Source organism: Acetobacter sp. UBA5411, assembly GCF_002409645.1.
Lineage (GTDB): Bacteria > Pseudomonadota > Alphaproteobacteria > Acetobacterales > Acetobacteraceae > Acetobacter.
The window spans coordinates 1-23,435 of record NZ_DHNR01000017.1 but is presented as its reverse complement, the minus strand read 5'-3'; the positions used below and the strand labels follow the sequence as shown (position 1 = coordinate 23,435).

Below are 23,435 nucleotides of genomic sequence, written 5' to 3'. Positions count from 1 at the left end.
AAATGGACTGGCCATTCCTTGCCCGAACAGCAGGCGAACTTCTGACCGGCGTTCCCCTCACTCTCCAACTCACCGGCATCGCGCTGTGTGCAGGATTTGTCCTTGCCGCGAGTGTCGCCGCACTGGCGCACAATCGGCTTGCTCCTTTGCGCTGGCTGGCTCGTCTCTATGTCGGGCTGTTTCAGGGAACACCCCTGCTGGTCCAGATCTTTATTATATATTACGGCTTCGGACAGATCGAATATCTGCGCTCCTCCTTCCTGTGGCCATTTCTGGCACAGGCTTACTGGTGCGCCATTATCGCGCTGTCCCTGAACACCTCAGCCTATGGGGCCGAGATCATTCGTGGCGCTATCGCAGCAGTTCCCCGGAACGAGATCGAAGCCGCGCAGGCCATGGGCATGTCCGGTTTCCTGCTGCGTCGCCGGATCATCTGGCCGCAGGCCCTGCGCTATGGGCTCGCAAATTACGGCAATGAAGCGATTCTGCTGCTCAAGGCTACGTCACTCGCCAGTGTCATCACGCTGATGGATGTGACAGGTATCGCCTACAGGCTGGTTTCAAAAACCTACCGATCTGAGGAGATTTTTACCATTTCTGGCATGATCTATCTTTCGCTGACTTTCGTGATTGTCGGCTGCGTCCACATGTTGGAACGCTGGCTTCTTCCCCGTAACCGGGTCTGACCCACGCAAACGATCTTATCCGGAGCTTTTCATGGAAACGACCCAGCCACACATCATACCAGCCAGCGCTGCCACGACTGCCCCCGTCATCACGACGCGACAGTTGACCAAGCGCTATGGCGCGCTGGAGGTGCTGCGCGGCATTGATCTCGACGCGCACGAGGGTGAAGTCATTTCCATTCTGGGCGCATCGGGTTCCGGCAAATCGACTTTCCTGAGATGCCTCAATCTTCTGGAGATTCCCACCAGCGGCTCTCTGACTGTTCTGGATGAAAACATCAGATTTCGCCAGCAGGGGAACGAACTGCGCATTGCCGATCAGAAGCAGGTCAACCGGTTGCGGTCGCAGGTCGGCATGGTGTTTCAGAACTTCTGTCTGTGGAGCCACAAGACGGTTTTGCAGAACGTGATGGAAGCGCCGATCCACGTTCAGGGGCGAAACCGGCAGGAAGTCAGGGATGAGGCGCAGAAAGCTCTCGACCGCGTCGGCATGCTGAACCGTGCTGACTATTACCCCAGCCAGCTTTCGGGTGGACAGCAGCAGCGCGTCGCCATTGCGCGCGCCCTCGTCATGCAGCCGCGTGTACTGCTGTTCGACGAACCGACCTCAGCACTGGACCCGCAGCTGGTGGGAGAAGTCCTGAAAGTGATGCAGGATCTGGCCGCGGAAGGCCGAACAATGCTGATTGTGACACATGAAATGGCTTTTGCACGGGATGTCTCAAGCCGGATCGTTTTTCTGGAGCAAGGCACAGTGCGCGCGCAGGGAACGCCACAGGCCCTGTTTCAGGGTGGCATGGACGAACGATTTGACCAGTTTGTCAGCCATTTCATGCGCAAGACCTGACATACTGAATGGAGAGAGACGGACAGGACAGGCCCGGCCTGTCCGCACTTCGCGGTCAGTGACCATGAACAGGAAAAGGAAATGATATGAAAACATGCCAGATTCTGGGCATCCCGACACAGAGCGGAACATCCGAACGAGGATGCATCATGGGCCCCACGGCCTTTCGCATCGCGGGCCTGCCGGAAATTTTGCAGAATCTTGGATGGGAAGTGACCGATGTGGGTGATGCAGTACCCGCGCAGCCTCCGGCCGTCAGCCATCCCAATCCCGCCGTGCGTAATCTGGATGCGATCATAGCGTGGACTGAAAGCGTGACCCGCCGGGCCTACGAGATGGCCAGCACATGTGATCTGCCGATTTTCCTCGGTGGCGACCATTCCATGTCTGCGGGCACGATCCCCGGCGTGGCGTGCAGGGCGCAGGAACTGGGCCAGCCGCAATTCGTGCTGTGGCTGGACGCTCATACCGACCTGCATACCCTCCACACGACCACGAGCGGCAATCTACACGGCACGCCGGTCGCCTACTTTACGGGACAGCCCGGTTTCGAGGGTTTCCCGGTTCCCGCCGCTACCGTCGATCCGCGCAATGTCTGCATGATGGGTATCCGCTCGGTCGATCAGGCGGAAAAACGCCATGTCGCGGCCATTGGTATGACCGTCTTTGACATGCGCACGATTGATGAACAGGGCATCGTCGCACCGCTGAACAGTTTTCTTGATCGTGTCAGACACGCCAACGGTCGTTTGCATGTCAGTCTCGACGTGGACTTTCTCGATCCCGAAATCGCACCTGCCGTCGGCACGACCGTCGCCGGAGGGGCTACGTTTCGGGAGGCGCACCTCATCATGGAAATCCTCCATGACAGCGGTCTAGTCACCTCTCTGGATCTGGCTGAACTCAACCCGTTCCTCGACGTACGCGCCAAAACGGCACGTCTCATGACCGATCTCGCAGCAAGTCTGCTGGGCCGGCGCGTTCTCGAACACAAGACAAGGACTTATTGATATGTCGTCCTCTGCTCCCGCCCCCTCGCACCTCGCTTTCGTGCCGTTTGTCTCGGTTGAGAACATGATGGCGCTTGTGCATCGCATCGGCATCGACACATTCCTGCGGGAACTGGCCGACTATCTAGAGGCCGACTTCAAGCGATGGCCGGAATTCGACAAAACCCCGCGCATTGCAGCGCATTCCGCTGAAGGCGTCATTGAACTGATGCCAACAAGCGACAGCAGTCTCTATGGCTTCAAGTATGTGAACGGTCATCCGAAAAACATGAAGGAAGGGCTGCAGACCGTTACCGCTTTCGGAATGCTTGCTGACGTCAGCTCCGGTTATCCCACTCTTCTCTCGGAAATGACCATCCTGACGGCCCTGCGTACGGCGGCAACGTCCGCCATGGCGGCCCGGCATCTGGCTCCGGCCAATTCACGCACAATGGCCATTATCGGAAACGGCGCCCAGTCGGAATTCCAGGCCATCGCGTTCCGTGAACTGGTCGGCATCCGCGCCCTGCGGCTTTATGATATTGATCGTGCCGCTTCGGAAAAATGCGCCCGCAATCTGGCAGGCATGGGTTTCGACATCACCATCTGCGACACAATCGAAGCGGCTGTAGAAGATGCGGACATCATCACGACTGTCACAGCAGACAAGCAGTGCGCCACGATCCTGACCGACAACATGGTCGGTGCAGGCGTCCATATCAACGCTGTCGGAGGCGACTGTCCCGGCAAGACTGAACTTCATCGTGACATCCTGTTGCGCTCCTCCATTTTTGTCGAATATCCGTCACAGACCCGCATTGAAGGCGAGATCCAGCAGCTTCCGGAAGATCATCCCGTGACCGAACTCTGGGAGGTCATCGCAGGCAAAACATCAGGACGAACAGGAAAAAGCCAGATCACCCTGTTCGATTCAGTCGGTTTTGCAATCGAGGATTTCTCGGCGCTCCGCTACGTTCGTGACAAGCTGGAAGAGACCGGATTGTTTGAGAAGCTGGACATGGTGGCGGACCCCGATGATCCGCGCGATCTGTTCGGCATGCTTCAGCGTTCGAAAATGGCGGTTGCCTCCTGACCATCAAGAAATGATTCAGGCTGGCTGCATGATGGCCTGTGCAGTCAGCCTGACAACAGACCAGCGGATTCACGCATCAAAGCTGGGGCCTGACAGGATTTCGCCACGCTGATGGGAACATCAAAACAAGATAAAAAAACACCTCGTTAATAAAAAACTCTTTTGAAAAACAATAATCTTTTTAATCCAATACCACCCGATTTCCGTCTTTCCATGGCGCATCAGCTTCAAATAACGGACGCAAAACCGTGGAAGCAATCTAGGGAAGAAAAACACAGTTACGTATATTGACCGTAAGTTAGCCTTACGCTTGCTATCAAGAAAAAATACATTCCGATATCGAATTAAAAAATCTAAAAAGACTTCATAGACCTGATGTAACAAACGCAATGAGAAAAGCATGAACATTTTTTCAAACGCTATAGGTGAAACCAAAATACAACTTCAAAATCTTTATAAAATCAGAACAATTTAAAGGTGTTTCTACATAACCAGAATATCTATGGAAGATGCCGATTCCACTCAAAAAGCATGATGTATTTTTATACAAAACACAAAAATTACAAAATAAAAAACAATAAAATAGCACTCCCAATGAATACATGAACAACAAATCCGAACAATTCTCTCAACAAAAAGGGTGACCTACTAGTCTGAAACGCAAAAGAACACATACACCCTCACTAAGCCACAACCACTCAACCGAGTTCCATTCAACCCAGAAATCGGTCCAAGCAGGAATGAAATAGGAATAGCCTCATGAAATCATATTTTTTACGTCATTCCTCCCGTCTTCTGGCTGCAGTTCCAGCATATATTGTGCTGCCGACCCTCCCCTGCCTGCTTCTGGCATCAACATCGTCTTTGGCTGCAACAGCAACTACAGTTGCTGGCTCTCAACCAGTCGATGCAAAACATGTTGCCACAGGCCGCACACGCACTCTCTCCACGCAGCATCATCCGAAAGCGATCACGCACAAGGGCGACGCGGAACAGATAAGGGTAACCCGTTCACGGGCACAGCGTCATCTTTCTACTCCAGGCACAGTCAATGTGATCAGTGGCAAGGAGCTTCGCTCTCTTCACCTTGAAAGCCCGAAGGATATCGCAGCATTTACGCCAGGCGTGACGGCAACCAACGCCGTCTCTGGCTCGGCTCCGATTTTTTCCATTCGCGGTGTCGGTCTTGATGACTATGTCGGCACCAACATGGGTGGCATCGGCATTTATCTGGATGGTGTGTTTGCCCCCTTCCCCGTATTCTATACAGGTCAGATGCTTGATATCGACAGTATCGCCACGGAAAAAGGTCCTCAGGGCTTTGACATGGGTCGCAGCACAACTGGTGGCAGCATCAATATCCAGTCAGTAAAACCCTCTGATAAATTCGGAGGTTATGCAGAATGGGGTTACAGCAGCTATAATACCAATCGCGGCCGTTTCGCCATCAACACTCCGATCACCAGCAAAATCTCCAATCGACTGGCTTTCAATTATGTAAATGGTGATGGCTGGCAGAAAGATATCAATACAGGCAAGCGCTATGGTGCGCAGGACCTTCTGGCCATTCGCAATCTGACAAAATTTGAAGTGGATGACACATCGTCCGTGCTGCTCAATCTGCATTACACGCGAGATAAAGGCACCTCTACTTCTCCGCAGGATCTGGGACCGGTGTCAAAAGGCGATACAGGCCTGCATCCGGCGGCCAACGCCGTAAGTGCAGGCAACACATCCGGACAGAGAAACGAGAACGGTGGCGGTCTTTCTGTCAATTATACCAAAGAGTTCAATTTCGGAACATTCTCATCCATGACAGCGATCGATTTCTATCGTCGCGATGATACCGATAATTATGACGGCTCAGCCCTGCACATTTCCGATTACAGATGGAATGACACAGCCATTGTACAGTCCCACGACATGCATTTGCGTATGAATCTGGCAAAGATCTTCCATCTTACCGTTGGTGTTTTCGAATCTTACGACAAGATTGACGGCGACTATACCAGCCTGCGTCTGCAATCGAGCAGCGCGATCAATCTGAATAATCATTTTTCCCAGCAGAACCTGTCGACAGGTGTTTACGTCAATACAGTAACCAACATAACCAAAAAACTGGATTTCATCGCCTCGGGTCGTTTCTCTTATGATGAGCGTGGCTTTAACGGCGGCTCCCGATATTCAGCCATCGCTGCCGACAGCCCCAGGCTTTTTGCCCCATACTATGCGCAGGTCGGCGACGCCCTAACCGGTGTGAATGCTCGCCATGAGTATCATCGCTTCACTGGTCGCGTGGGGCTACGCTACAAGATTGCACCAGATACTTATGCCTACGGCACAATTTCAAACGGATACAAGGCAGGCTCATATTTTGCGGCTCCCGTTCTAGCAGCTGGCGCCCTTGATTACGTCAAGCCGGAAAATCTGATCGCTTATGAAATCGGTATCAAATCCTCCCTCTTCCATAACAAACTTATGGTGGAAGGCTCCCTATTTGATTACGAATATCATAATCGCCAGACATTGTTTTTTGCACCGATTACCCCAACCGCAAACTCCCTGACGCTTGGCACCATTCCTCGTGCACGCACACGTGGTGGTGAACTTTCCACAACATTACACAACCTTGTACCCAACCTCGATCTCCGCGGCTCTTTTGCCTATCTTGATGCGCGCGCCAAAAGTCCAGTCAACTACATCAATGGACTGTCTCTTGATCCACCGGTAACGCGTAATTCTTCACTCCCCTTTTCTCCTCGTTTTTCGTGGAGCGCCGTCACACGCTACAATATTGATGTGGATCGTTATCGCGTGACACTACAGGCCAGTTACACATGGAAGGACAACATGTGGGCAGCGTTGGGCGATAATAATGCCAAGACCAGCAAGATCAGTTCTCTGGGTCTGCGCATGGAATTCGGCCCTCAAACGGGAAAATGGAATGCCGCTGTATATGTCGACAATCTGCAGAACAGAAAAGGCAATACCTATTCGTTTACTGGAAGTGATAATAATCGCATCCAGTATATCCAGTCACCACGCTGGATTGGCTGCGAGCTTCATTACAACTTCTGAAAAACTGCTTGAAGATCTATGTCATCCTTTAGACTCAGGACTTTTTTCTGAGGTAGAAGATGAAACTTGTGGCGCTGCGGATTGCGACATGAATGTATGAGCGCAGCGATCATATCTGGTTGCGATGCATCGCCAGTTTTTGAGCTTTACAAACATGTTTTCGATGAGATGGCTCTTTTTGTACAGTTACCCGTTGTAAGGCAGCTTTGATTTTGAGTTCTTCTTCGGCGGGGTACTGGCAGTGATAATTCGGTTGGTTCGAGACTGACTGATTTTATTATTGTCGTATTCCTATTAGCCGAGAACGTCTTCTGTCTTATCCAGCAAATCTACTAGCAGAACATCCGCATCTTTAAAATCACTGATCTGTTCTGCTAGCAGATAAAGTCGAGTAGTTTCATCCCCAGACCATCTTGAGTTCAGGCCGCCTTTTATGAGTCCGATATGGCAGGGAAAGCCCTTTTTTAACTAGGGAAGCAGGTGCTTTATGTGCTTTGAGATCTGTCTTGTCGATCATCAGACGCTTTGAACAACCGGTCCTCTCACAGCGCAGTAAAAATCCGGTCGAAGCGCGGCTTCGGTGCACATCGCAAAAAGAAACTAGGCCCGGGGCGCTGCCGGGAAAGTAGCCCGTCTTCGGCCCGCTGAAACGGCATGGCCCTAGCCATGCTATCATGATCCCCAATCCCGGACATTAAAGGCTGAAGTCGATCATTCGAAAGAAAGTGCAGCCAGATTCAACCGTTTACAGCGCTTCCCCACTCAATAGACTAAACTGCACATGATTGAGCTGGAAAGCCGTCTCGCGGCTCTTCTCCACGTTTTCCCGAAGCTCCGACCACAAAAAAAGCCGCACGGGCTGAGACCCAAGCGGCTGTTGTATCGGAGCGTTCGTTTAAGATGGTTGCGGGGACAGGATTTGAACCTGTGACCTTCAGGTTATGAGTTAGGGATTTAAGCCTACGCCCCTCCCCGCCCCAGCCGACAGAACTACGCCTTACCACGCAGAACCCTTTATTTTCCTTGAAAAAACGTCCCATCAGGCTACGCAATTGTCGTACCGGCTACGCCCGGTTTCGCATTCATCTGTTTCCTATGTGTTTCCTGCGATGAGGGCAAGCATGGCCAAGCTCAGCAAGAAAACCGTCACCTCTGCCGACCCGACAGAGAAGGATTATTTCCTCTGGGATGACAGCATTCCGGCCTTCGCAGTCCGGGTGTGGCCATCCGGCCGAAAGGTGTACGTCATTCATTATCGCGCCGGCGGCCGCATGCGCCGCTACACGATCGGACAACATGGGAGCCCATGGACGGCCGATCTAGCGCGTGAAGAAGCCATCAAGGTTCTTGCACGGGTTCATAGCGGCGAGAATCCCTCGGATGCTCGTGTAGAAGAACGCAAGGCGATGACCGTCAGGGAATTCAGCAACCGTTTTCTGGGCGAATATGTGGATGTCCACCTCAAACCAACGACCCAGAGCGAGTATAAGAGAGCTGTGGATCTGTTCATCGTTCCCAAATTCGGGACATGGCGGATGGCCGATATATCGCGGGCGGACGTCTCCGAATTCCATGGCGATATGCGACATATCCCTTATCAGGCCAATCGGACGCTCGGCGTACTGTCCAAAATGTTCAGCCTGGCAGACCTATGGAGCATTCGGACTGACGGTCTCAATCCGTGCCGCGGCGTTCAGCGCTATAAGGAAGAGAAGCGGGAGCGCTATCTAACCCAAGAAGAATATACGCGCCTCGGCGCCGCGCTCAATGAAGCAGAGGATATGCCTGAGGCCGTCTGGGCAATCCGTCTGCTCGTCCTGACAGGTTGCCGGCTACGCGAAATCCAGACTCTGCAATGGAGCCACGTTTTCTTCGACCAATCCGAATTCAGGCTCCCTGACAGTAAAACGGGGGCTAAAATCGTCCTGATCGGACAAGCGGCCGTGAACGTAATCAAAGCCATCACCCGGCTGGAGGACAATCCTTATGTCATTACTGGACGGGAAAAAGGTGGCTATTTGACTGACCTACAAAAACCCTGGCGCCGCATTCGCAAAGCCGCGGGTCTGGACGACGTCAGGATTCATGATCTGCGCCATTCCTTCGCTTCTGACGCACTGGAAATGGGAGCTGACCTGACGATGATCGGTCGTATGCTGGGACATAGCGATATCAAGACGACAGCTCGTTACGCTCACTTAAAGCGGGAGAACGTGAGGCTCTCAACCAATCTTGTTTCCGAGAAAATCTCCGCAGCACTGCTGGGATGCTGAAAATAACAAACATCAACTCAGCGCTACTTGCGTGCAATGAATGGTTCGTTGCAGAAATTACAAAGGAAATAGATAATCTGATCTTTACGCGATTGAGGTCAACTTCGCCCTCACCCAGATCGCTCGAATGATCTCCATACTTATGAGGATCATGGTTATCGCCCCCCTGCTCGGCCCCTTGGCTGGCGGTCAACTTATCGAGCTGATTGGATGGCGTGGAATTTTCTGGACTCTCAGCGTGGTTGGAGTTTTGACACTATTAAGCATTCAACTGCTTCCGGAACGCTTCCTCTCTCGCTGCGGCAATGCCGCCCGTTTCATGATTGTATAAGAAGCAACCGTAGCATGGCGGGTTACGCTCTCCACTACCTGCTAGTCGGCAAAAAGATACCGAACTGTATCATTGGCGATGCAGTCATTCCACGGTGGATGAAGCACGTAATAGGGCATTGTCATCTACTCTGGCAAAATCCAGACCTCCTTGGGCTGCCCTGATACGGTATTCGGCCAGCCGGTATAAAGTGCGAGTTGGGTAACGAGGCCTGAAATGTCACGCGGCGTCACGCCGTGCTGAAGCGTGAGCTGAACATGGGACGTCAGTTGTGCCGCTTTGCCCGTGGCGATCAGCACGGACAGAGTGACGATGCTACGATCGAGGGGACTGACAGATTTTTCGCGCCAGACTTCTCCGAACAGCACTTTGTCCGTATAGTCGGCGAGCCCCGGAGCAAGAGCCTGCATGGCTTTGGGAGCGACCGAAGACCGCTTCTGAGAGAGCTGGTCCTGCTCCCATCGTCAGAGCCGCTGCTGCGGTTGGCATTATTTTCATGTCGCTTTCTCCGCGCATCGTCATGTGGTCATCGTTTTTTTCAAGGGAAAGAGATGCGCCATTTTCAGACGCCAGGCGGCATTTTCTGTGTTACTGAGAGCCTTGCGATATCGTGCGTGAGTTATCCCTCTGTCAGAGAAGCCATGTCGATGACAAAGCGGTAGCGTATGCCGTTGGTTCGTAGAAGCATCCTATGAAACGGTCTACCAATATCCAGAACGCGCCCCAATTCCTTATCCGCTATCAGGCTCTCGACCATGTCCAGATCGCTGCCCTAACTGTGTAAAGCGCTTACCACATTATCCTGCGCCTGTGCGGCATCGTGCTCTCGTGATTTTTCGCCGCGTACCTCGTGATATCCTCTCACCAGAAGATGTTGGTCCGCACCCGTTATGAGGACGCTGCCGCAGAAAAGGGTTTAGTGCTCCATTTGCATACTTTTCTTCCGATCAAGCCGATAGCCCGTTACAAATGCGTTGGCCCGTTCATTCAGACGAACCCATTCTGACAACATGTCAGGGCCTATATCTAACTTAGACGCGATCAACAGCATTGCAGAGTAAAGTAGCTGATGATTTCTATTTTTTTGGATCATACAAACCGCACGTTCACGAAATTTGGGTAGAGAATGTTTCGGTTTATTAGTAATTACCATCTTTTATGTCACGGGCACTCCTACCTTCATAAAACTCAGAATGCTTTATTTCCTGAAAAGACGATCTAAGCGTAATCGTCCCCGACTATCACTCAGCCTTACGGCCGTTAAAACGGCAGCTAATGTAGCACCGATCATATTACCGCTGACAATCAGGCTCATCAGAACAATCTGATACTTCGAAGCTTCCATCGGGTTCATTCCCGCAAGAATCTGTCCTGTCATGATACCCGGCAATGTAATGATACCTGCAGCAGCCATCTGATTGAGCGTTGGAATTAACGCGGCACGAATTGCCTGCCGAATGGAAACATTCATTGCCTCCGTCCTGGTCGCACCCAGTGTCAGTCGTGCCTCTATGGCCGAACGTTCGCGCGATATCGTCGAAAGCAGTGTATTCATTGTCAGGCTAACAGCATTCATGACATTGCCCAGCAGCAGCCCTGTCATCGGAATTGCTGTGCGTGCCTGATACCATGGATGCGGCTGTAACGCCGTTAACAGACCAAGCAAGACGACAATCACTGTGCCGATAATGGTACTGCCACCTCCTATGCCAAAGTGCCAGTCTGGCGTCAGGCGCACCAGCTGCCGCGTACCAACCTCATATGAAGCGGCTGCAAACATGAAAACAAGCATCGCTATCGTCAGCCACACAGAGGAGCGACCAAAGATCAACAACAACACACTGCCGGCCAGAACCAATTGTACTACCATCCGCAAAGCCGCTATAAACAGCGCCTTCTGGATACCCAACGAGAACACGAGCGATAGTATTATACTGCCGAAAATCATTCCTCCTGCCAGTAACATGTCACCCGGAGTCATTAAGATAGCCGTCAAAACGCAACCCCGCTAAAATGGCCGTCGACGATATCGCAACGCTGATCCGCCATCCGCGATGCCTGCGCGAGATCATGCGAGACAAGAATAATTGTGGCTCCCTCTTCCATTCTGGCACGCATGACGGCTTCAACTAAGAGCGTAGTTCTACTGTCCAACGCCGAGCACGGCTCATCCATCAGCATGACCTGAGGGGCATTCAACAATCCGCGCACCAGAGCAAGGCGCTGCCGCTCACCTGTAGAGAGACGATGTATGGGGTCGTACAGCACACCGCGCCGCAAACCCAGATGTTCCATCAGAACGTAGGTTTGATCGTTGTCTGGCAGATGATCGAGTACGACATCGCTCCACCATCCTGATTCTGCTGGAAGATATAAAACCTGCTTCCGCCATGAGTGGGACGGCATAGCCGAACAGAAACGGCCATTCAAAGCCACATCCCCTTGATGAGGATCAAGATCCGCCATCATGCGCAACAAGACAGATTTTCCTGTCCCGGACATGCCAGTCACCACCAAGCATGTGCCTGCCGGTACATCAATATTAAACGGTCCCGCATGGGCATTACGTAACCCTCTCGCAGAAAATCCACGAGTAAGGACATCAACTGACGGTCGGAGCGCCTGATGAGAAAAACGTGAAAACATTAACCCTGCCACATTCATCCAACATAAGGCTTGTCGGTTCGTAGAAACAACCTGCGGGAAGCAACAAGCCGCATAATCAACCAAGTAACCACCATGTTCTTTCCGACGTCTGCAGCGCTCAAGAAGACCTTTAAGGTGGGTGTTTTTATCTTCTATTTTCTTTCAATTATTTGGCCTTAGAATTTTAAGGCCATCTACTCATCATCCCGGCATATTCGCTACACCAACAAAAGAGGAAAAAGACTTTGTGACAATTTCACAAACCAAGATACTGCGACCTTCTCCATCGACAATAGGAATCTATGATTTCAATTATGCTTAAAATTAACATTATCCGTCATTAATAAATCCCAACAATAGTCTATAGTTCTTGAGTTATTATTTATTTATTCGTAAATAACAAATTACGGCATATTAGGAAATAATTGCACTTTATTTTTTCAGGGCAATTAAGGAGAAAAATATCTATGCTTCATACATTTTCTTTCTTGGAATTCAGATTAAGAACTCATCAATTAAACGAAAAAAACTCGACAACACGTCCCTAGTACACTGGATCTTTGTGCAATGATCGATACCTGTAAGGTACTCATGGTCTTTCCCCTCTTCAACGCAAGCTCATTCTGGAACTATCAAGAAACCTGCGATCTGACTAACGCACGCTATCCTGCGGCACCGCTTGGTCTTATTACAGTTGCCGCGCTGCTGCCTGAAAACTGGGAAATACGGCTGGTAAACAGAAACACCGAACATCTGGATGATGCAGATTTTGGCTGGGCCGATATTGTCATGACGGGCGGGATGCTGCCGCAACGCAACGATGCCCTGCATATTATTGAAATGTGTCGAGCTCTTGGCAAGCCGGTCGTAATTGGTGGCCCCGATGTTACGTCCAGCCCGCACCTTTACAGTGCAGCAAATTTTCAGGTTCTGGGCGAAGCCGAGGAAATCATGATTGATTTCATCACGGCATGGCGACGTGGTGACAGGCAAGGCGTATTCAAAGCGGAGATGGGCAAAACAGATGTTACAAAAAGCCCTTTGCCGCGTTTTGATTTATTGAAGCTGGATCAGTATCTGCACGTTGGTGTTCAGTTTTCGCGTGGGTGTCCCTTTAGTTGTGAGTTCTGTGATATTATCGAACTCTACGGTAGGGTGCCGCGCACCAAGACCAATGCACAGGTCATAGCAGAGCTTAATGCCCTGTACGCTCTTGGCTATCGCGGACATGTTGATTTTGTGGATGACAACCTGATAGGCAACAAGAAAGCACTTAAAAAATTTCTACCAGACCTCAAACAGTGGCAGAATACAAAGAATTTTCCATTTGAATTCTCAACAGAGGCTTCAATTAACCTGGCGGATGATCCCGATCTGCTGCGTAGCCTGTCTGAGACAAATTTCTTTGCTATATTCGTGGGCATCGAAAGTCCAGATACAGAGTCTCTCGTGCTTATGCAAAAAAAGCAGAATACAAGGCGGAGCTTACAGCAGAGCATCGAGACAATCCACAGAGCAGGAATTTTTGTTAATGCCGGCTTTATCGTCGGGTTTGATAGCGAAAAAGGCAGCATTGCTAAAGGCATGATTGAATGTATTGAAGACACATCGATCCCGGTCTGCATGGTAGGTCTGCTTTATGCCCTGCCCACAACCCAATTGACACGCCGTCTTTTTGCCGAAGGTCGTCTTTTTTCCGGCAGCGAACAGACCCAGTCGGGCGATCAGTGTACTGCAGGACTCAATTTCGAAACAAAACGCCCACGACGTGACGTGCTGAATGATTACAGAACAGTGCTTGCTGCAATTTATGATCCGACTGCTTATTTTGGCCGGGTCCGCAGGCTTGGCCGAATGCTCAAGCGTGAACGCACACACCGAATGATAAAAGGAGATCTGCGCAGCTTTATCCGGCTGCTTTTCCGCATTCACCGGGCCGGACCGGGAACGACGGGGCAGTTCTGGCGTATGATACTGGACTGCGCTTTGCATAACCCCAAAGCACTCCCTTATGTAGTCATGACAAGTGCGCTTTACCTTCACCTCGGTCCATTTTCACGTCAGGTCATTGCTGAAATTGACGGAGAAATAGCAAATATAGATCAAGGCCGGTGGAGCCCTCCACCTGTAATGCAACCCATTGAAGCCGAGCTTATGGCAATCTGACCTGTATTAAGATCTGGAAGCAATGTGCACACACATCGTTTTCCGGCTTCCAGTTTATCCAGTGCCATGGGGGACCATTTTTTCAACTCACGCACAGAAAGTTGCCTGGTCATCGGACGGGCATCAGATCAGAGGCTCGGGAAGTTAACTGCTTTAACCGAGCCGGATTGCAGATCCAGATCCTTATCGAAGGAAGGGTGCACTGTGCAGTTGTCTCTGTTCTTTGATGCCGACACGTCACAGAAGATATAAAACCCAGTGTTTTTCATCGGTGTTCGGATGGGGATCCGATACGGTGCCCGACAATATTCTGACTGATGAAGTTATGACTTTGGCAGAGTGATCTCGCAGCGTAATCCCGGATTATTGTCCTGAAGGCGAATGCTCCCCCCATGCAGGCGGACAATTGCACGCACCATGCTTAACCCCAGTCCGGTGCCGGGCACTGTTCGGCTTGAATCCAGCCTTACCATTTTCTCAAACACACGCTCTCGCTCAGCAAGCGGAATACCAGGGCCTGTATCCGTCACAGCAAATACAATTGCGGTTTTATCCAATTCTGCAGACAAAACAATTCTGGTGCTTGGGGGAGAATGATTTATGGCATTTTCGATCAGGTTGGACAGCATTTGGATTAATAAAACACGACTGCCCTCAATCATCACGTCAGGTTCAGGTGCGCTGACAACAAGAATTTTTCCACAGTCCTCTGCAACGGCTTGATAAAAATATCTTATCTTATCAAATAGATTTTTAACAGAACACAACGCAGCGTCCGGGACACGATCTCCGGCCTCAATCTGTGCGAGCCTTAAAACGGAAGAGAATATCTCAAGCGCATCATGGAGGTCTGCTTTCGCCCGGATAAGGGCGGAATCCCTGATTTCTGGGTGTAAAGTCTCCATCGCTTTATCCAAATGCTGCCCCAGCCGAGCCAGAGGGCGTCGCATATCATGCGCGATATCATCCGAAACCTGGCGCACGCTGGCGATCAACGCCTCATTCCGGTCAAGCATCGCGTTCAGACTGCCAGCAAGATGGTCGAATTCGTCTCCTGTCGCATTAAGGCTAAGCCTACGAGAAATATCACCACGCATAATCTCGCGCGCCGTCATGCTGATAGTCTCGATTTTTCCAAGTACAAGACGACTTAAAGTGAAACCACCGCCAAGACCAATCAAAAGGAAAATGAGACTGTTCCATGCCAGTGTCAACCAAAGGCCTCGCCGAAGAGATTGAAGCGGCGTAGCATCAATACCAACAAAGAAGTATCCGCCATCACGTAAAACCGTACCATATCCGATCACAGGATGACGGTCTGGCGGCAATGTGCGGTGCGTCCATGATAACCACCTCCAGCCAGCAACCGGACGCAAATGCAGCATATTGCTCGTGACGGCGTGTGTCTGAGCATCCTGCAGAAGGTAGTAAAAGCCCGGTTCATTCTGAACAAGTTCTTTGATGACAGGAGAGAGGTGACTGACGTCCTGACCTTGTGCTTCTGAAAAAGCTTCGTCGCGCTCATTCGCAACAGCCTGTGTGATCTGTCGAGAAAGCAATGCCTGACTACGATATCCAGATAGCGCCGTTACCATGAGCCCGCTGACAAGAAAACAGCCTGCAAATAATGCCACAATACGAAAGGACGAACTCCGAAAAACTGGAAGTCGCCGAGTTGTCATCTGGGGCATATCCATACTTTCAGGAGTGCCGTAACACATAACCCTGACCTCTGACCGTATGGATCAGAGGTGGAGCATCTCGCCCAAGGCGTTCTCTCAATCGGCTTATGTGAGTTTCGACTAAATTGGTGCGGATCGGGAAATCAATGTCCCACACGGCTTGCAGAAGCATTTCACGCGTTACCAGCATGAGAGGATGCCGCATGAAATATTCAAGGAGTTTCAATTCCTGCTCCTGAATGTAGAGTTTAAGTCCGGCACGACGCACCTCTCTGCTCAGTAGATTGATTTCGACATCGGCAAAAATCAGGCGTGTTTCCTGATGTTGCGCATTGATGCGACGTAAGATGGCCTCAAGCCTTGCCGATAATTCTGCCATTGAAAACGGTTTGACCAGATAATCGTCTCCTCCACTCTTCAAGCCTGTAACTCTGTCGTTAATTCCGTCCATTGTTGTCAGAAAAAGGACTGGGGTCTGGATGTTAGCCGCGCGCATGGTTGTCAGGATGGTCAGACCATCTACTCCCGGAAGTCTGCGGTCGAGAATAATGCAATCCCACGTTTCCTCCAGTGCAAGAGCACACCCCTGTTTCCCATCAGCGACCGTCGTAATGTCAATATGTGTGAACATGGGAGACGACTTGATATAAGCCGCCGTCTCGCAGTCATCCTCAATTAACAGGATGCGTGAAACACCCTCCTGATGATCCGCTATCATGAGGCGCTCTCCTTTATACCATACGTGTTTGACGGAATGTGCTCTCGGCCGAAAGGAAGCTTGTCCAGCACTAAGTATAGAACGGGCGTCGTATAAAGGGTCAGAGCCTGACTTACGACGAGACCACCAAGGATTGTGATACCAAGTGGCAAACGCAGTTCGGCACCATATCCGTGACCGAAAACCAGCGGCAAGGCACCGAACGCGGCCGCGAAGGTCGTCATCATGATAGGCCGAAAACGGAAAATACACGCCTGACGAATAGCGTCCTCAGCGTTAAGGCCCGATCGTTCTGCGGCAATGGCAAAATCGATCAGCATGATGGCATTTTTTTTAACAATACCCACAAGCAGAAGCAGTCCGATCATGGCCATGAGAGAAAACTCTTCGCCACACACCCAAAGGCCGAGCATCGCACCCACACCCGCTGATGGTAATGTGGAGATTACGGTAATCGGCTGGACGAAACTTTCATACAGTATGCCCAGAATGATGTAGATCCCCAGAACAGCGCCCCCGATCAATAACGGCTGATTGTTGGCTGAATTGCGTAACTGTGCTGCGTTGCCTGCGTAGTCTCCCTGAATTGATGCTGGAAGTCTGGTCTGAGCAACGACACGATCGACTGTCTTCATCGCCTGATTTAAAGATACGCCTGGCGGAAGGTTAAAAGAAATTGTTGCAGCGACTGCCTGACCTGCGTGATTAACGGCAAGCGCAGTCTTATTCATTTTGCGGGTCGTCACGACAGAGAGAGGAACCATGGTTTCATGGGCCGTCGAAACCGCTGATCCTGATGACGCGGAAGCCCCCCCCGCCAGACTATTGGCAATCTGGTTTGACATGCTCTGCCTGCTGGCACTGTTTGTCGATCCTGTTGTCTGTCCCTGCTGAACCCGGATGAGATTAGACTGGGCTGCACCGCTGGCGCTTCCCCCAGAAGTGCTCACCCACGTCTGCATAAGTGACTCTGGCGATTGCCAGAAGCGTGGCGACACTTCCATGATCACACGATACTGATTGAGGGGGTTGTAGATGACAGAGACCGCCCTTTGCCCATAGGCGTCATAAAGAACATTACTGACCAGTTGCGGCGTGATCTGCACACGCGCAGCGGCGTCACGCACAATCCGCACATCCATACTGTCACCCCCCAGCAAGACGTCCGAGGATACATCCATCAGTGTTTTCTCCCTGCTCAGCTGCGTCACAAGCTTCTGGGTGTAACGATAGAGTTCCTGTGGGGCATTGCCCTGAAGACTGTATTGGTAAGCCGCATTGCTCGGACGCGCACCGATCCGGATTGCTCCACGCTGAAGCGCGAAGAAGCGTGCATCTTTTAAAACGCGGGTGCGTTGACCCAGCCGACTGATCGTTGAGGCCACAGTATCGCTCCGCTCCGCCTTATCTGTCAGGCGGATGAAAATATTACCCTGATTGGAAGAGCCTCGTCCGCCGAGGAAGCCTGCAACACCCGCAACATCCGGATCCTGCAGGAGTATGCTCTGAACAGTTTCCATATCGTGCGCCATAGCCTGAAAGGAAATTGTCTCATTCCCCATGACACGACCAAGAAGCATTCCGGTATCCTCGTCAGGAAACAGCCCCTGAGGAAGCCCCTGATACAGCGCCACTGTCACGCCCAGTGAGAGAGGAAGAGAGAGCAGGACGACCGTCGGGTGCCCTAACGCGACCTCCAGAGTGCGCTGGTAGATGTTCTGCGTCTGCTCATGCCACCGCTCAAGAATGCGGGTGAAAGCATTCTCCGCCGCATGTGTTCCCAGTCTGGCGCACAGCATGGGAGTGAGGCTGAGCGATAAAATTGCTGAGACGCACAGGGTCAATGAGACCGTGATGGCAAATTCGTGAAACAGGCGTCCGGTCAGACCGCCCATCAGCAGGATCGGTAAAAAGACCACGATAAGCGACGCAGTGATTGAGATAATCGTAAACCGCACCTCCTTGGCTCCCTGCCTCGCGGCATCCAGCGGTGGCAGGCCCTCCTCAGCATAACGCGCGATGTTTTCGGCAACAACGATGGCATCATCCACAACGAAGCCTGTCGCAATTGTCAGAGCCATGAGGGACATAGTGTCGAGGCCGTAACCAAGTAGCCACAGAAAACCAAGTGTTCCGAGAAGGGACGCCGGAATGACAATGGCAGGAACTACGACAATGCGTGGAGAGACGAGAAAAAGCAGGACGATCGCGATCACGAGAACAACAGAAACTCCGAGTGTCAGGCGGGTATCCGCAAGAGAGGCCCGGATGACCTCTGACCGATCCATAACAGTGGCAAGCCTCATTCCTGGCGCAAGAGTGCTTTGAATGACCCCGTATTCGCGATGAAACTGATCTATTGCTGCAACAGCGTTAGCACCGGCCTGCATGTAGACTTGCGCAATAATCGCTGGCTTACCGTTATAGTAACCGGCATTGCGCACATCTTCCACGCTATCAATAATAGTCGCCACATCAGTGAGATAAATTGGTCTGCCGTTACGCCACGCGACAACAAGCCTCTCATAATCTGCCGCACGATGTATCTGGTCATTGGTTACAATCTGAAATCTCTGTCCAGCAGTATCGATATAGCCTTTTGGTGTGTGTGCGTTGGCTGAAGCCAGTGCGGCACGGACATCTTCAAAGCCAAGTCCATATTTGTATAATATGAGCGGATTAATCTCGACACGCACGGCTGGCAGAGCACTGCCGCTGATCTGCACAAGGCCCACGCCGTGAATCTGCGAAAGGCGCGGCAGCAGGTTATTGGTTGCCTGATCATACAACATCGGCAGAGTATGAGTATCCGAAGCCAGAGCGAGGATCAGCGCTGGAGGATCGTTCGGGTTGGCTTTGGAGTAGGTTGGGTTCTGGCGCAACGTCTTGGGCAGATCGACACGCGCTGCCTGAATAGCCGCGGCGACATCCCGCGCTGCGCCGTTAATGTCACGCGAGAGCGCAAACTGAAGCGTCACACGCAGCATCCCGTTGCTGGACTGAGACGTCATTTCCTGAAGTCCGGCGATGGTGCCGAGGTGACGTTCCAGAGGCTCAGCAATGGAGCTGGCAATCTGCTCTGGCGTTCCGCCAGGCTGAAGCGCTTGTACCTGAATGACCGGGAAATCAATATTCGGCAAATCTGACACAGGAAGCATGAGATATCCCATGAATCCAAACAAGCAGAGAGAGACGGTCATTAAAATTGTAGCAACCGGTCTGGATATAAACCAATCCGTCATACTGGTGGGCGTTTCAGTTCAACATGATGAAGATCCTCACAGGGATCGGCGTATTACCGTTATTGAACTCGCGTCATAGAGCAAGATACAGTAGCCCACGTTGGGAATTATTAATAGATATGTGATTTCCCTAAATACGAATATACACTATATTTAGTATAATAGATAAGAAAAATTCATATACACGTTTTATGAGAGCCAAAAATTATGTTTCTTCGACTTTTTGTTGGCGTGGTTATGTTTTTTTTATGGATTCAAGATCTCCGAAATCGAAAGCCGTAACAATAATTCATATGCACAAACGTAGCTGCTATTGGGACACCTGACATGATTTTTGGGTTTGTTACTTTGTTTATAATCTCGATCGCCGCATTTGCGGTCAGCGCTGTCTCGGGTGGAGGGGCTGGTCTCATCATGATGCCTGTGCTGGGATTACTACTTACAGCCGATCATGTACCTGCCGCACTCTCTATTGGCACGGCTGTCAGTTCGATGTCCCGCATTGCTCTTTTTTTTCAAACCATTCAATGGCAAATCGTATTGCGTTTCGTGCCCTTGGCTCTACCAGCAGCGTGGGCGGGTATTCTACTCCTAAAACATATCCAGCCAGCCTATCTGGACTTTTTTCTCGGATTATTCTTGCTAAGTAACCTCCCACTCATGCTTCGTCGCCGTAAGTCAGAAGATAAAATTTCAGAACCACGTAGTATAACATGGCTGCCAGTAATCGGTGCCTTAGCTGGATTCATCTCGGGCTTCACTGGAGCGGTTGGACTATTGTTTAATGGCTTCTACCATCGTCTGGGCTTACGCAAAGAGGAGATTGTTGCAACTCGCGCGGCCAACGACATTCTGCTTCACCTCGTAAAAGTAGGTCTTTATACATTTTATGGGCTTGTCGACCAAAACACCGTTGCCGCAGGCATTATTGTCGCAGTTGCTGCTCTGGCATCTTCTTTCATCATGAAAGCATCGCTACATCTTATTCCTGACCATCTGTTCCGACAAATAGGGCATAGCGCAGCTGTAATTGCTGGCATCGCAATGATAAGCTTGGCAGGCAGCCAAATTACTTCGCAAAATCATATAGAATTTCATTTTATCCAGAATAATAAACAAGTAGAACTCGCTGTGGACTGGAAACAACATCAACTATCGATAGAGCTAGAGAGCCCGACAGAGTTGGAGATAAGCCACATCTTAAAATCGCAAGACGCTTCTGTCGAAAGAATTGCTTCAGTTCTTCATTTTTCTCCTACTCGTGGCCTATACGTAACTCACCTAGAGAAAAATTTTTTTAATCTGTCTCTCTTTAAAGGAGAGGCAAAGTCTACAGTATAAAAATAACAAATTTTTATATCCTGTTAATGAGGAAATTTGAACTGAATTTAGTGACCTATTTTACTATGAACGTTCCCTAGACTTAACTACGAAAGTAACAGATTGAATTTTTAATCCATGCTCAATTGTAAAACGACGTAAAAATATTTTAACTTCCGGAGCGTTACAGCTAATTTTTTGTCCGGTCTCGATGTTAACAAATATAATAGAGAAACTCTCCTGACTCTCAGGCATTATGCTATATCGCCAAAGGCGATCTGGCGTAACATCCCGTCGAAGAATAAGCCTATCAACCATTAAATTAAGGGTGCGTTGAACTGAGGCTTGAGAGGGACATCTCCTATTCTCCGTTAAAAATTTTAACGTTTTCCAAATATCATTTGCCGTAGAGTTTGCACCAGATTCAAGAATTCCAAACAAAAGCGCTCTACGCACATCAGTCATCTTAATACCTGCTTGCTGACATCTATCTTCTAGGATGTCTATGCTCCGAGCGGTAAGATTCATACTGGAAGGAATCCCCTTGAATACAGATGAAAAACAATTACGCTCTGAACAAGCCAACATTGTCTCCATCCTCTTACTTTTTTATGAAAGAAAGAGAAAAACCTACATCTTTCTCTTTCCCAGAAACGAAACCAAAAAATTACTATATTAATTTTAGGGAATATTCTGTTTACATTTTAAAACTAAGTTGGAATGTTACGGCACGCCCTGCCGCAATCCGAGAATAGTTAGTGTAAATACGATCATAGTAACGCTTATTGGTAAGATTCTGAAGATTAGCTTGAAGATCTAGAGAGTTTGTTATCTGATAGTCTGCTACCAAATCAAGGCGTACGTATTCTGGAACAAATGTCGAATCATTCACATTGGTATAGCGCTTGCTCATATATGTTATTCCACCACCCGCTTTGAGATGCGGTAGAATACGATATGTACTCCAGAGTGCTATGGAATTTCCGGGTGTATATGGAAATCGCTTTCCGACATTGGCATTAGTTGGACCGCCGCCAATAACAGTGCTATCAAGATATGTCCATCCCCCAAACATTTCCCACCGGGGCGTAATGTTACCCGCTACATTAATCTCCGCGCCCCGTACACGTTGAGTACCAGCATCTATCTGATTCCCAAAACCATCAGAAACCTGAGCATTTGTCATTTTGCCGTCAAATAATACCAACGGGTATTACGTGTGACTCATCTGTGAAGTGACGTGTCGGGCCTATTCTGATTCTGTCTTGTGAGGGAGGATCGGAGATGGCTGGTGCGATTGCATTGCGGACGGATTATACTGCTGAGGCGCTTCGGCGGCTGGCCTCTCGTGCACGGGAGGCGAATGTTGCACGGCGCCTTTTGTCACTGGCTGCGGTGCGCGAGGGTGTCAGCCGCGGGGACGCGGCACGGATTGGTGGCATGGACCGGCAGACCCTGCGGGACTGGGTACACCGGTTCAATGCTTTGGGGCCAGATGGCCTGCGGGATCAATGGCGAAACGGCTCAGTCTGCCGCCTGACGGCGGACCAGCAGGCGGAACTCTCGGCATTGATCATGGCAGGCCCTGACCGAAACCGGGACGGCGTGGTCCGCTGGCGCCGCGTTGATCTGAAGCGGGTAATTGAGGAGCGCTTTGGCGTCTCGTATCACGAACGCCACGTTTCTACTCTTCTGAAACGACTGGGTTTCAGTCACGTCAGCGCACGCCCCCGCCACCCGGGACAGGATCCGTCCGTCATGGACGCATTCAAAAAAACTTCCCGACAATCCTGAATTCCCACACCGGCCATCTGCCGCGCGGCAAACGGATCGAAATCTGGTTTCAGGACGAAGCGCGGATCGGGCAAAAGAACGGTGTCGTCCGGCAATGGGCCAGACGGGGAACCCGACCACGCCAGCCGGCCGACCAGCGCTATGCCAATGCCTGGCTGTTCGGGGCAATCTGTCCCGCGCGAGGCAAGGCCGCAGGTCTCGCACTCCCGTTTATTGGCACGGACAGTATGCAATTGCACATCGACGAGATTTCGCGCTCCGTGGCTCGGGGAGCCCATGCCGTCGTGCTCCTTGATCGGGCGCCATGGCATACGACCGCCAAACTCAGGCTACCGCGCAATCTCAGTCTGATCTTCCTGCCGTCGCGTGCTCCCGAACTGAACCCGGTCGAAAATGTCTGGCAGTTCCTCCGCGCCAACTGGCTGGCAAACACCGTCTTCCATGACATGGACCACATCATCAATGCTGCTTGTAACGCGTGGAACAATCTCGTCGCACTCCCAGACACCATCCGTTCCATCGGCCTCAGAAAATGGGCTCATAAAGGTCAAAGGTGATAGCCGTTGGTAT

General features: G+C 50.8%; 18 protein-coding genes. 10 read left to right on the top strand and 8 right to left on the bottom strand.

What is annotated here, in order from left to right; genetic code table 11:
- The first annotated feature begins 2 nt into the window (after window positions 1–2).
- The 7 genes from B3759_RS04765 to B3759_RS16890 all read left to right on the top strand — a co-directional run bounded on the left by B3759_RS04765 (window position 3) and on the right by B3759_RS16890 (window position 9,297).
- Window positions 3–686 carry an ABC transporter permease gene (locus B3759_RS04765; protein WP_291364121.1) on the top strand — a complete coding sequence of 228 codons (684 nt, stop codon included), beginning with the start codon at window positions 3–5 and terminating at the stop codon, window positions 684–686.
- A 31-nt stretch (window positions 687–717) separates the two neighbouring features.
- On the top strand, window positions 718–1,533 hold the full coding sequence (locus B3759_RS04760) for an ABC transporter ATP-binding protein (RefSeq protein WP_291364119.1): 816 nt from the start codon (window positions 718–720) through the stop codon (window positions 1,531–1,533).
- 86 nt (window positions 1,534–1,619) lie between these two features.
- Window positions 1,620–2,543: an arginase gene (gene rocF / locus B3759_RS04755; protein WP_010668063.1), complete on the top strand. Its 924-nt coding sequence runs from the start codon at window positions 1,620–1,622 to the stop codon at window positions 2,541–2,543.
- 1 nt (window position 2,544) lies between these two features.
- Window positions 2,545–3,615 (top strand): ornithine cyclodeaminase, encoded by a 1,071-nt coding sequence (locus tag B3759_RS04750; protein ID WP_099348152.1) that lies wholly within the window; start codon window positions 2,545–2,547, stop codon window positions 3,613–3,615.
- A gap of 759 nt (window positions 3,616–4,374) precedes the next feature.
- Complete coding sequence (locus B3759_RS04745) at window positions 4,375–6,693, top strand: TonB-dependent receptor (RefSeq protein ID WP_291364115.1); 2,319 nt, start codon at window positions 4,375–4,377, stop codon at window positions 6,691–6,693.
- 1,121 nt (window positions 6,694–7,814) lie between these two features.
- Window positions 7,815–8,966: a site-specific integrase gene (locus tag B3759_RS04740; protein WP_077929797.1), complete on the top strand. Its 1,152-nt coding sequence runs from the start codon at window positions 7,815–7,817 to the stop codon at window positions 8,964–8,966.
- Between the two features lie 91 nt (window positions 8,967–9,057).
- Window positions 9,058–9,297: a hypothetical protein gene (locus B3759_RS16890; protein ID WP_338422094.1), complete on the top strand. Its 240-nt coding sequence runs from the start codon at window positions 9,058–9,060 to the stop codon at window positions 9,295–9,297.
- 125 nt (window positions 9,298–9,422) lie between these two features.
- Here the strand turns inward: B3759_RS16890 and B3759_RS04735 are convergent, their stop codons facing one another.
- The 3 genes from B3759_RS04735 to B3759_RS04725 all read right to left on the bottom strand — a co-directional run bounded on the left by B3759_RS04735 (window position 9,423) and on the right by B3759_RS04725 (window position 11,961).
- The gene (locus B3759_RS04735) at window positions 9,423–9,707 is read right to left on the bottom strand and encodes a carboxymuconolactone decarboxylase family protein (RefSeq protein ID WP_077929795.1); all 285 of its coding nucleotides are present in this window, start codon (window positions 9,705–9,707) and stop codon (window positions 9,423–9,425) included.
- A 788-nt stretch (window positions 9,708–10,495) separates the two neighbouring features.
- Entirely contained in the window at window positions 10,496–11,293 is a 798-nt protein-coding gene (locus tag B3759_RS04730; RefSeq protein WP_173574186.1) for an ABC transporter permease, read from the bottom strand.
- Window positions 11,290–11,961, bottom strand: coding sequence for an ABC transporter ATP-binding protein (locus tag B3759_RS04725; RefSeq protein ID WP_291364111.1), 672 nt, complete (start codon window positions 11,959–11,961; stop codon window positions 11,290–11,292). The genes B3759_RS04730 and B3759_RS04725 overlap by 4 nt, the downstream gene beginning before the upstream one ends.
- A gap of 549 nt (window positions 11,962–12,510) precedes the next feature.
- Here B3759_RS04725 and B3759_RS04720 point away from each other — a divergent pair.
- Entirely contained in the window at window positions 12,511–14,109 is a 1,599-nt protein-coding gene (locus B3759_RS04720; protein WP_077929794.1) for a B12-binding domain-containing radical SAM protein, read from the top strand.
- A gap of 323 nt (window positions 14,110–14,432) precedes the next feature.
- Here the strand turns inward: B3759_RS04720 and B3759_RS04715 are convergent, their stop codons facing one another.
- From B3759_RS04715 to B3759_RS04705, 3 genes are read right to left on the bottom strand one after another with little or no spacing between them, the layout of a single operon-like run.
- On the bottom strand, window positions 14,433–15,800 hold the full coding sequence (locus B3759_RS04715) for a sensor histidine kinase (RefSeq protein WP_291364108.1): 1,368 nt from the start codon (window positions 15,798–15,800) through the stop codon (window positions 14,433–14,435).
- A 10-nt stretch (window positions 15,801–15,810) separates the two neighbouring features.
- The gene (locus tag B3759_RS04710; protein WP_173575469.1) at window positions 15,811–16,509 is read right to left on the bottom strand and encodes a response regulator transcription factor; all 699 of its coding nucleotides are present in this window, start codon (window positions 16,507–16,509) and stop codon (window positions 15,811–15,813) included.
- Entirely contained in the window at window positions 16,506–19,751 is a 3,246-nt protein-coding gene (locus tag B3759_RS04705; RefSeq protein ID WP_291364105.1) for an efflux RND transporter permease subunit, read from the bottom strand. The genes B3759_RS04710 and B3759_RS04705 overlap by 4 nt, the downstream gene beginning before the upstream one ends.
- 327 nt (window positions 19,752–20,078) lie before the next feature.
- Between B3759_RS04705 and B3759_RS04700 the strand changes: the two genes are divergently transcribed.
- A complete protein-coding gene (locus B3759_RS04700; protein WP_077929791.1) occupies window positions 20,079–21,092 on the top strand; it encodes a sulfite exporter TauE/SafE family protein in 1,014 nt (337 codons plus the stop codon).
- A gap of 63 nt (window positions 21,093–21,155) precedes the next feature.
- Here B3759_RS04700 and B3759_RS04695 read toward each other — a convergent pair whose 3' ends face one another.
- Both B3759_RS04695 and B3759_RS04690 read right to left on the bottom strand, forming a co-directional pair.
- On the bottom strand, window positions 21,156–21,599 hold the full coding sequence (locus tag B3759_RS04695) for a Fur family transcriptional regulator (RefSeq protein ID WP_291364101.1): 444 nt from the start codon (window positions 21,597–21,599) through the stop codon (window positions 21,156–21,158).
- Window positions 21,600–21,768: 169 nt separating this feature from the next.
- On the bottom strand, window positions 21,769–22,278 hold the full coding sequence (locus B3759_RS04690; RefSeq protein ID WP_349679288.1) for a TonB-dependent receptor domain-containing protein: 510 nt from the start codon (window positions 22,276–22,278) through the stop codon (window positions 21,769–21,771).
- 77 nt (window positions 22,279–22,355) lie between these two features.
- Between B3759_RS04690 and B3759_RS04685 the strand changes: the two genes are divergently transcribed.
- Window positions 22,356–23,422 (top strand): IS630 family transposase gene (locus tag B3759_RS04685; protein WP_099050323.1). Its coding sequence is split into 2 segments (ribosomal slippage): window positions 22,356–22,842 and window positions 22,842–23,422, totalling 1,068 coding nucleotides; the frame shifts between segments, so codons are not numbered across the junction.
- The last annotated feature ends 13 nt before the right edge of the window (window positions 23,423–23,435 follow it).

Excerpts from the sequence above, each read along its gene's own strand:
- B3759_RS04745 (WP_291364115.1), top strand. The coding sequence starts at position 4,375 with ATGAAATCATATTTTTTACGTCATTCCTCCCGTCTTCTGGCTGCAGTT.
- B3759_RS04760 (WP_291364119.1), top strand. The coding sequence starts at position 718 with ATGGAAACGACCCAGCCACACATCATACCAGCCAGCGCTGCCACGACT.
- B3759_RS04720 (WP_077929794.1), top strand. The coding sequence starts at position 12,511 with ATGATCGATACCTGTAAGGTACTCATGGTCTTTCCCCTCTTCAACGCA.
- B3759_RS04710 (WP_173575469.1), bottom strand. The coding sequence starts at position 16,509 with ATGATAGCGGATCATCAGGAGGGTGTTTCACGCATCCTGTTAATTGAG.
- B3759_RS04695 (WP_291364101.1), bottom strand. The coding sequence starts at position 21,599 with ATGAATCTTACCGCTCGGAGCATAGACATCCTAGAAGATAGATGTCAG.
- B3759_RS04765 (WP_291364121.1), top strand. The coding sequence starts at position 3 with ATGGACTGGCCATTCCTTGCCCGAACAGCAGGCGAACTTCTGACCGGC.
- B3759_RS04715 (WP_291364108.1), bottom strand. The coding sequence starts at position 15,800 with ATGCCCCAGATGACAACTCGGCGACTTCCAGTTTTTCGGAGTTCGTCC.
- rocF (WP_010668063.1), top strand. The coding sequence starts at position 1,620 with ATGAAAACATGCCAGATTCTGGGCATCCCGACACAGAGCGGAACATCC.
- B3759_RS04740 (WP_077929797.1), top strand. The coding sequence starts at position 7,815 with ATGGCCAAGCTCAGCAAGAAAACCGTCACCTCTGCCGACCCGACAGAG.
- B3759_RS04725 (WP_291364111.1), bottom strand. The coding sequence starts at position 11,961 with ATGAATGTGGCAGGGTTAATGTTTTCACGTTTTTCTCATCAGGCGCTC.
- B3759_RS04705 (WP_291364105.1), bottom strand. The coding sequence starts at position 19,751 with ATGACGGATTGGTTTATATCCAGACCGGTTGCTACAATTTTAATGACC.
- B3759_RS04735 (WP_077929795.1), bottom strand. The coding sequence starts at position 9,707 with ATGCAGGCTCTTGCTCCGGGGCTCGCCGACTATACGGACAAAGTGCTG.
- B3759_RS04700 (WP_077929791.1), top strand. The coding sequence starts at position 20,079 with ATGATTTTTGGGTTTGTTACTTTGTTTATAATCTCGATCGCCGCATTT.
- B3759_RS04750 (WP_099348152.1), top strand. The coding sequence starts at position 2,545 with ATGTCGTCCTCTGCTCCCGCCCCCTCGCACCTCGCTTTCGTGCCGTTT.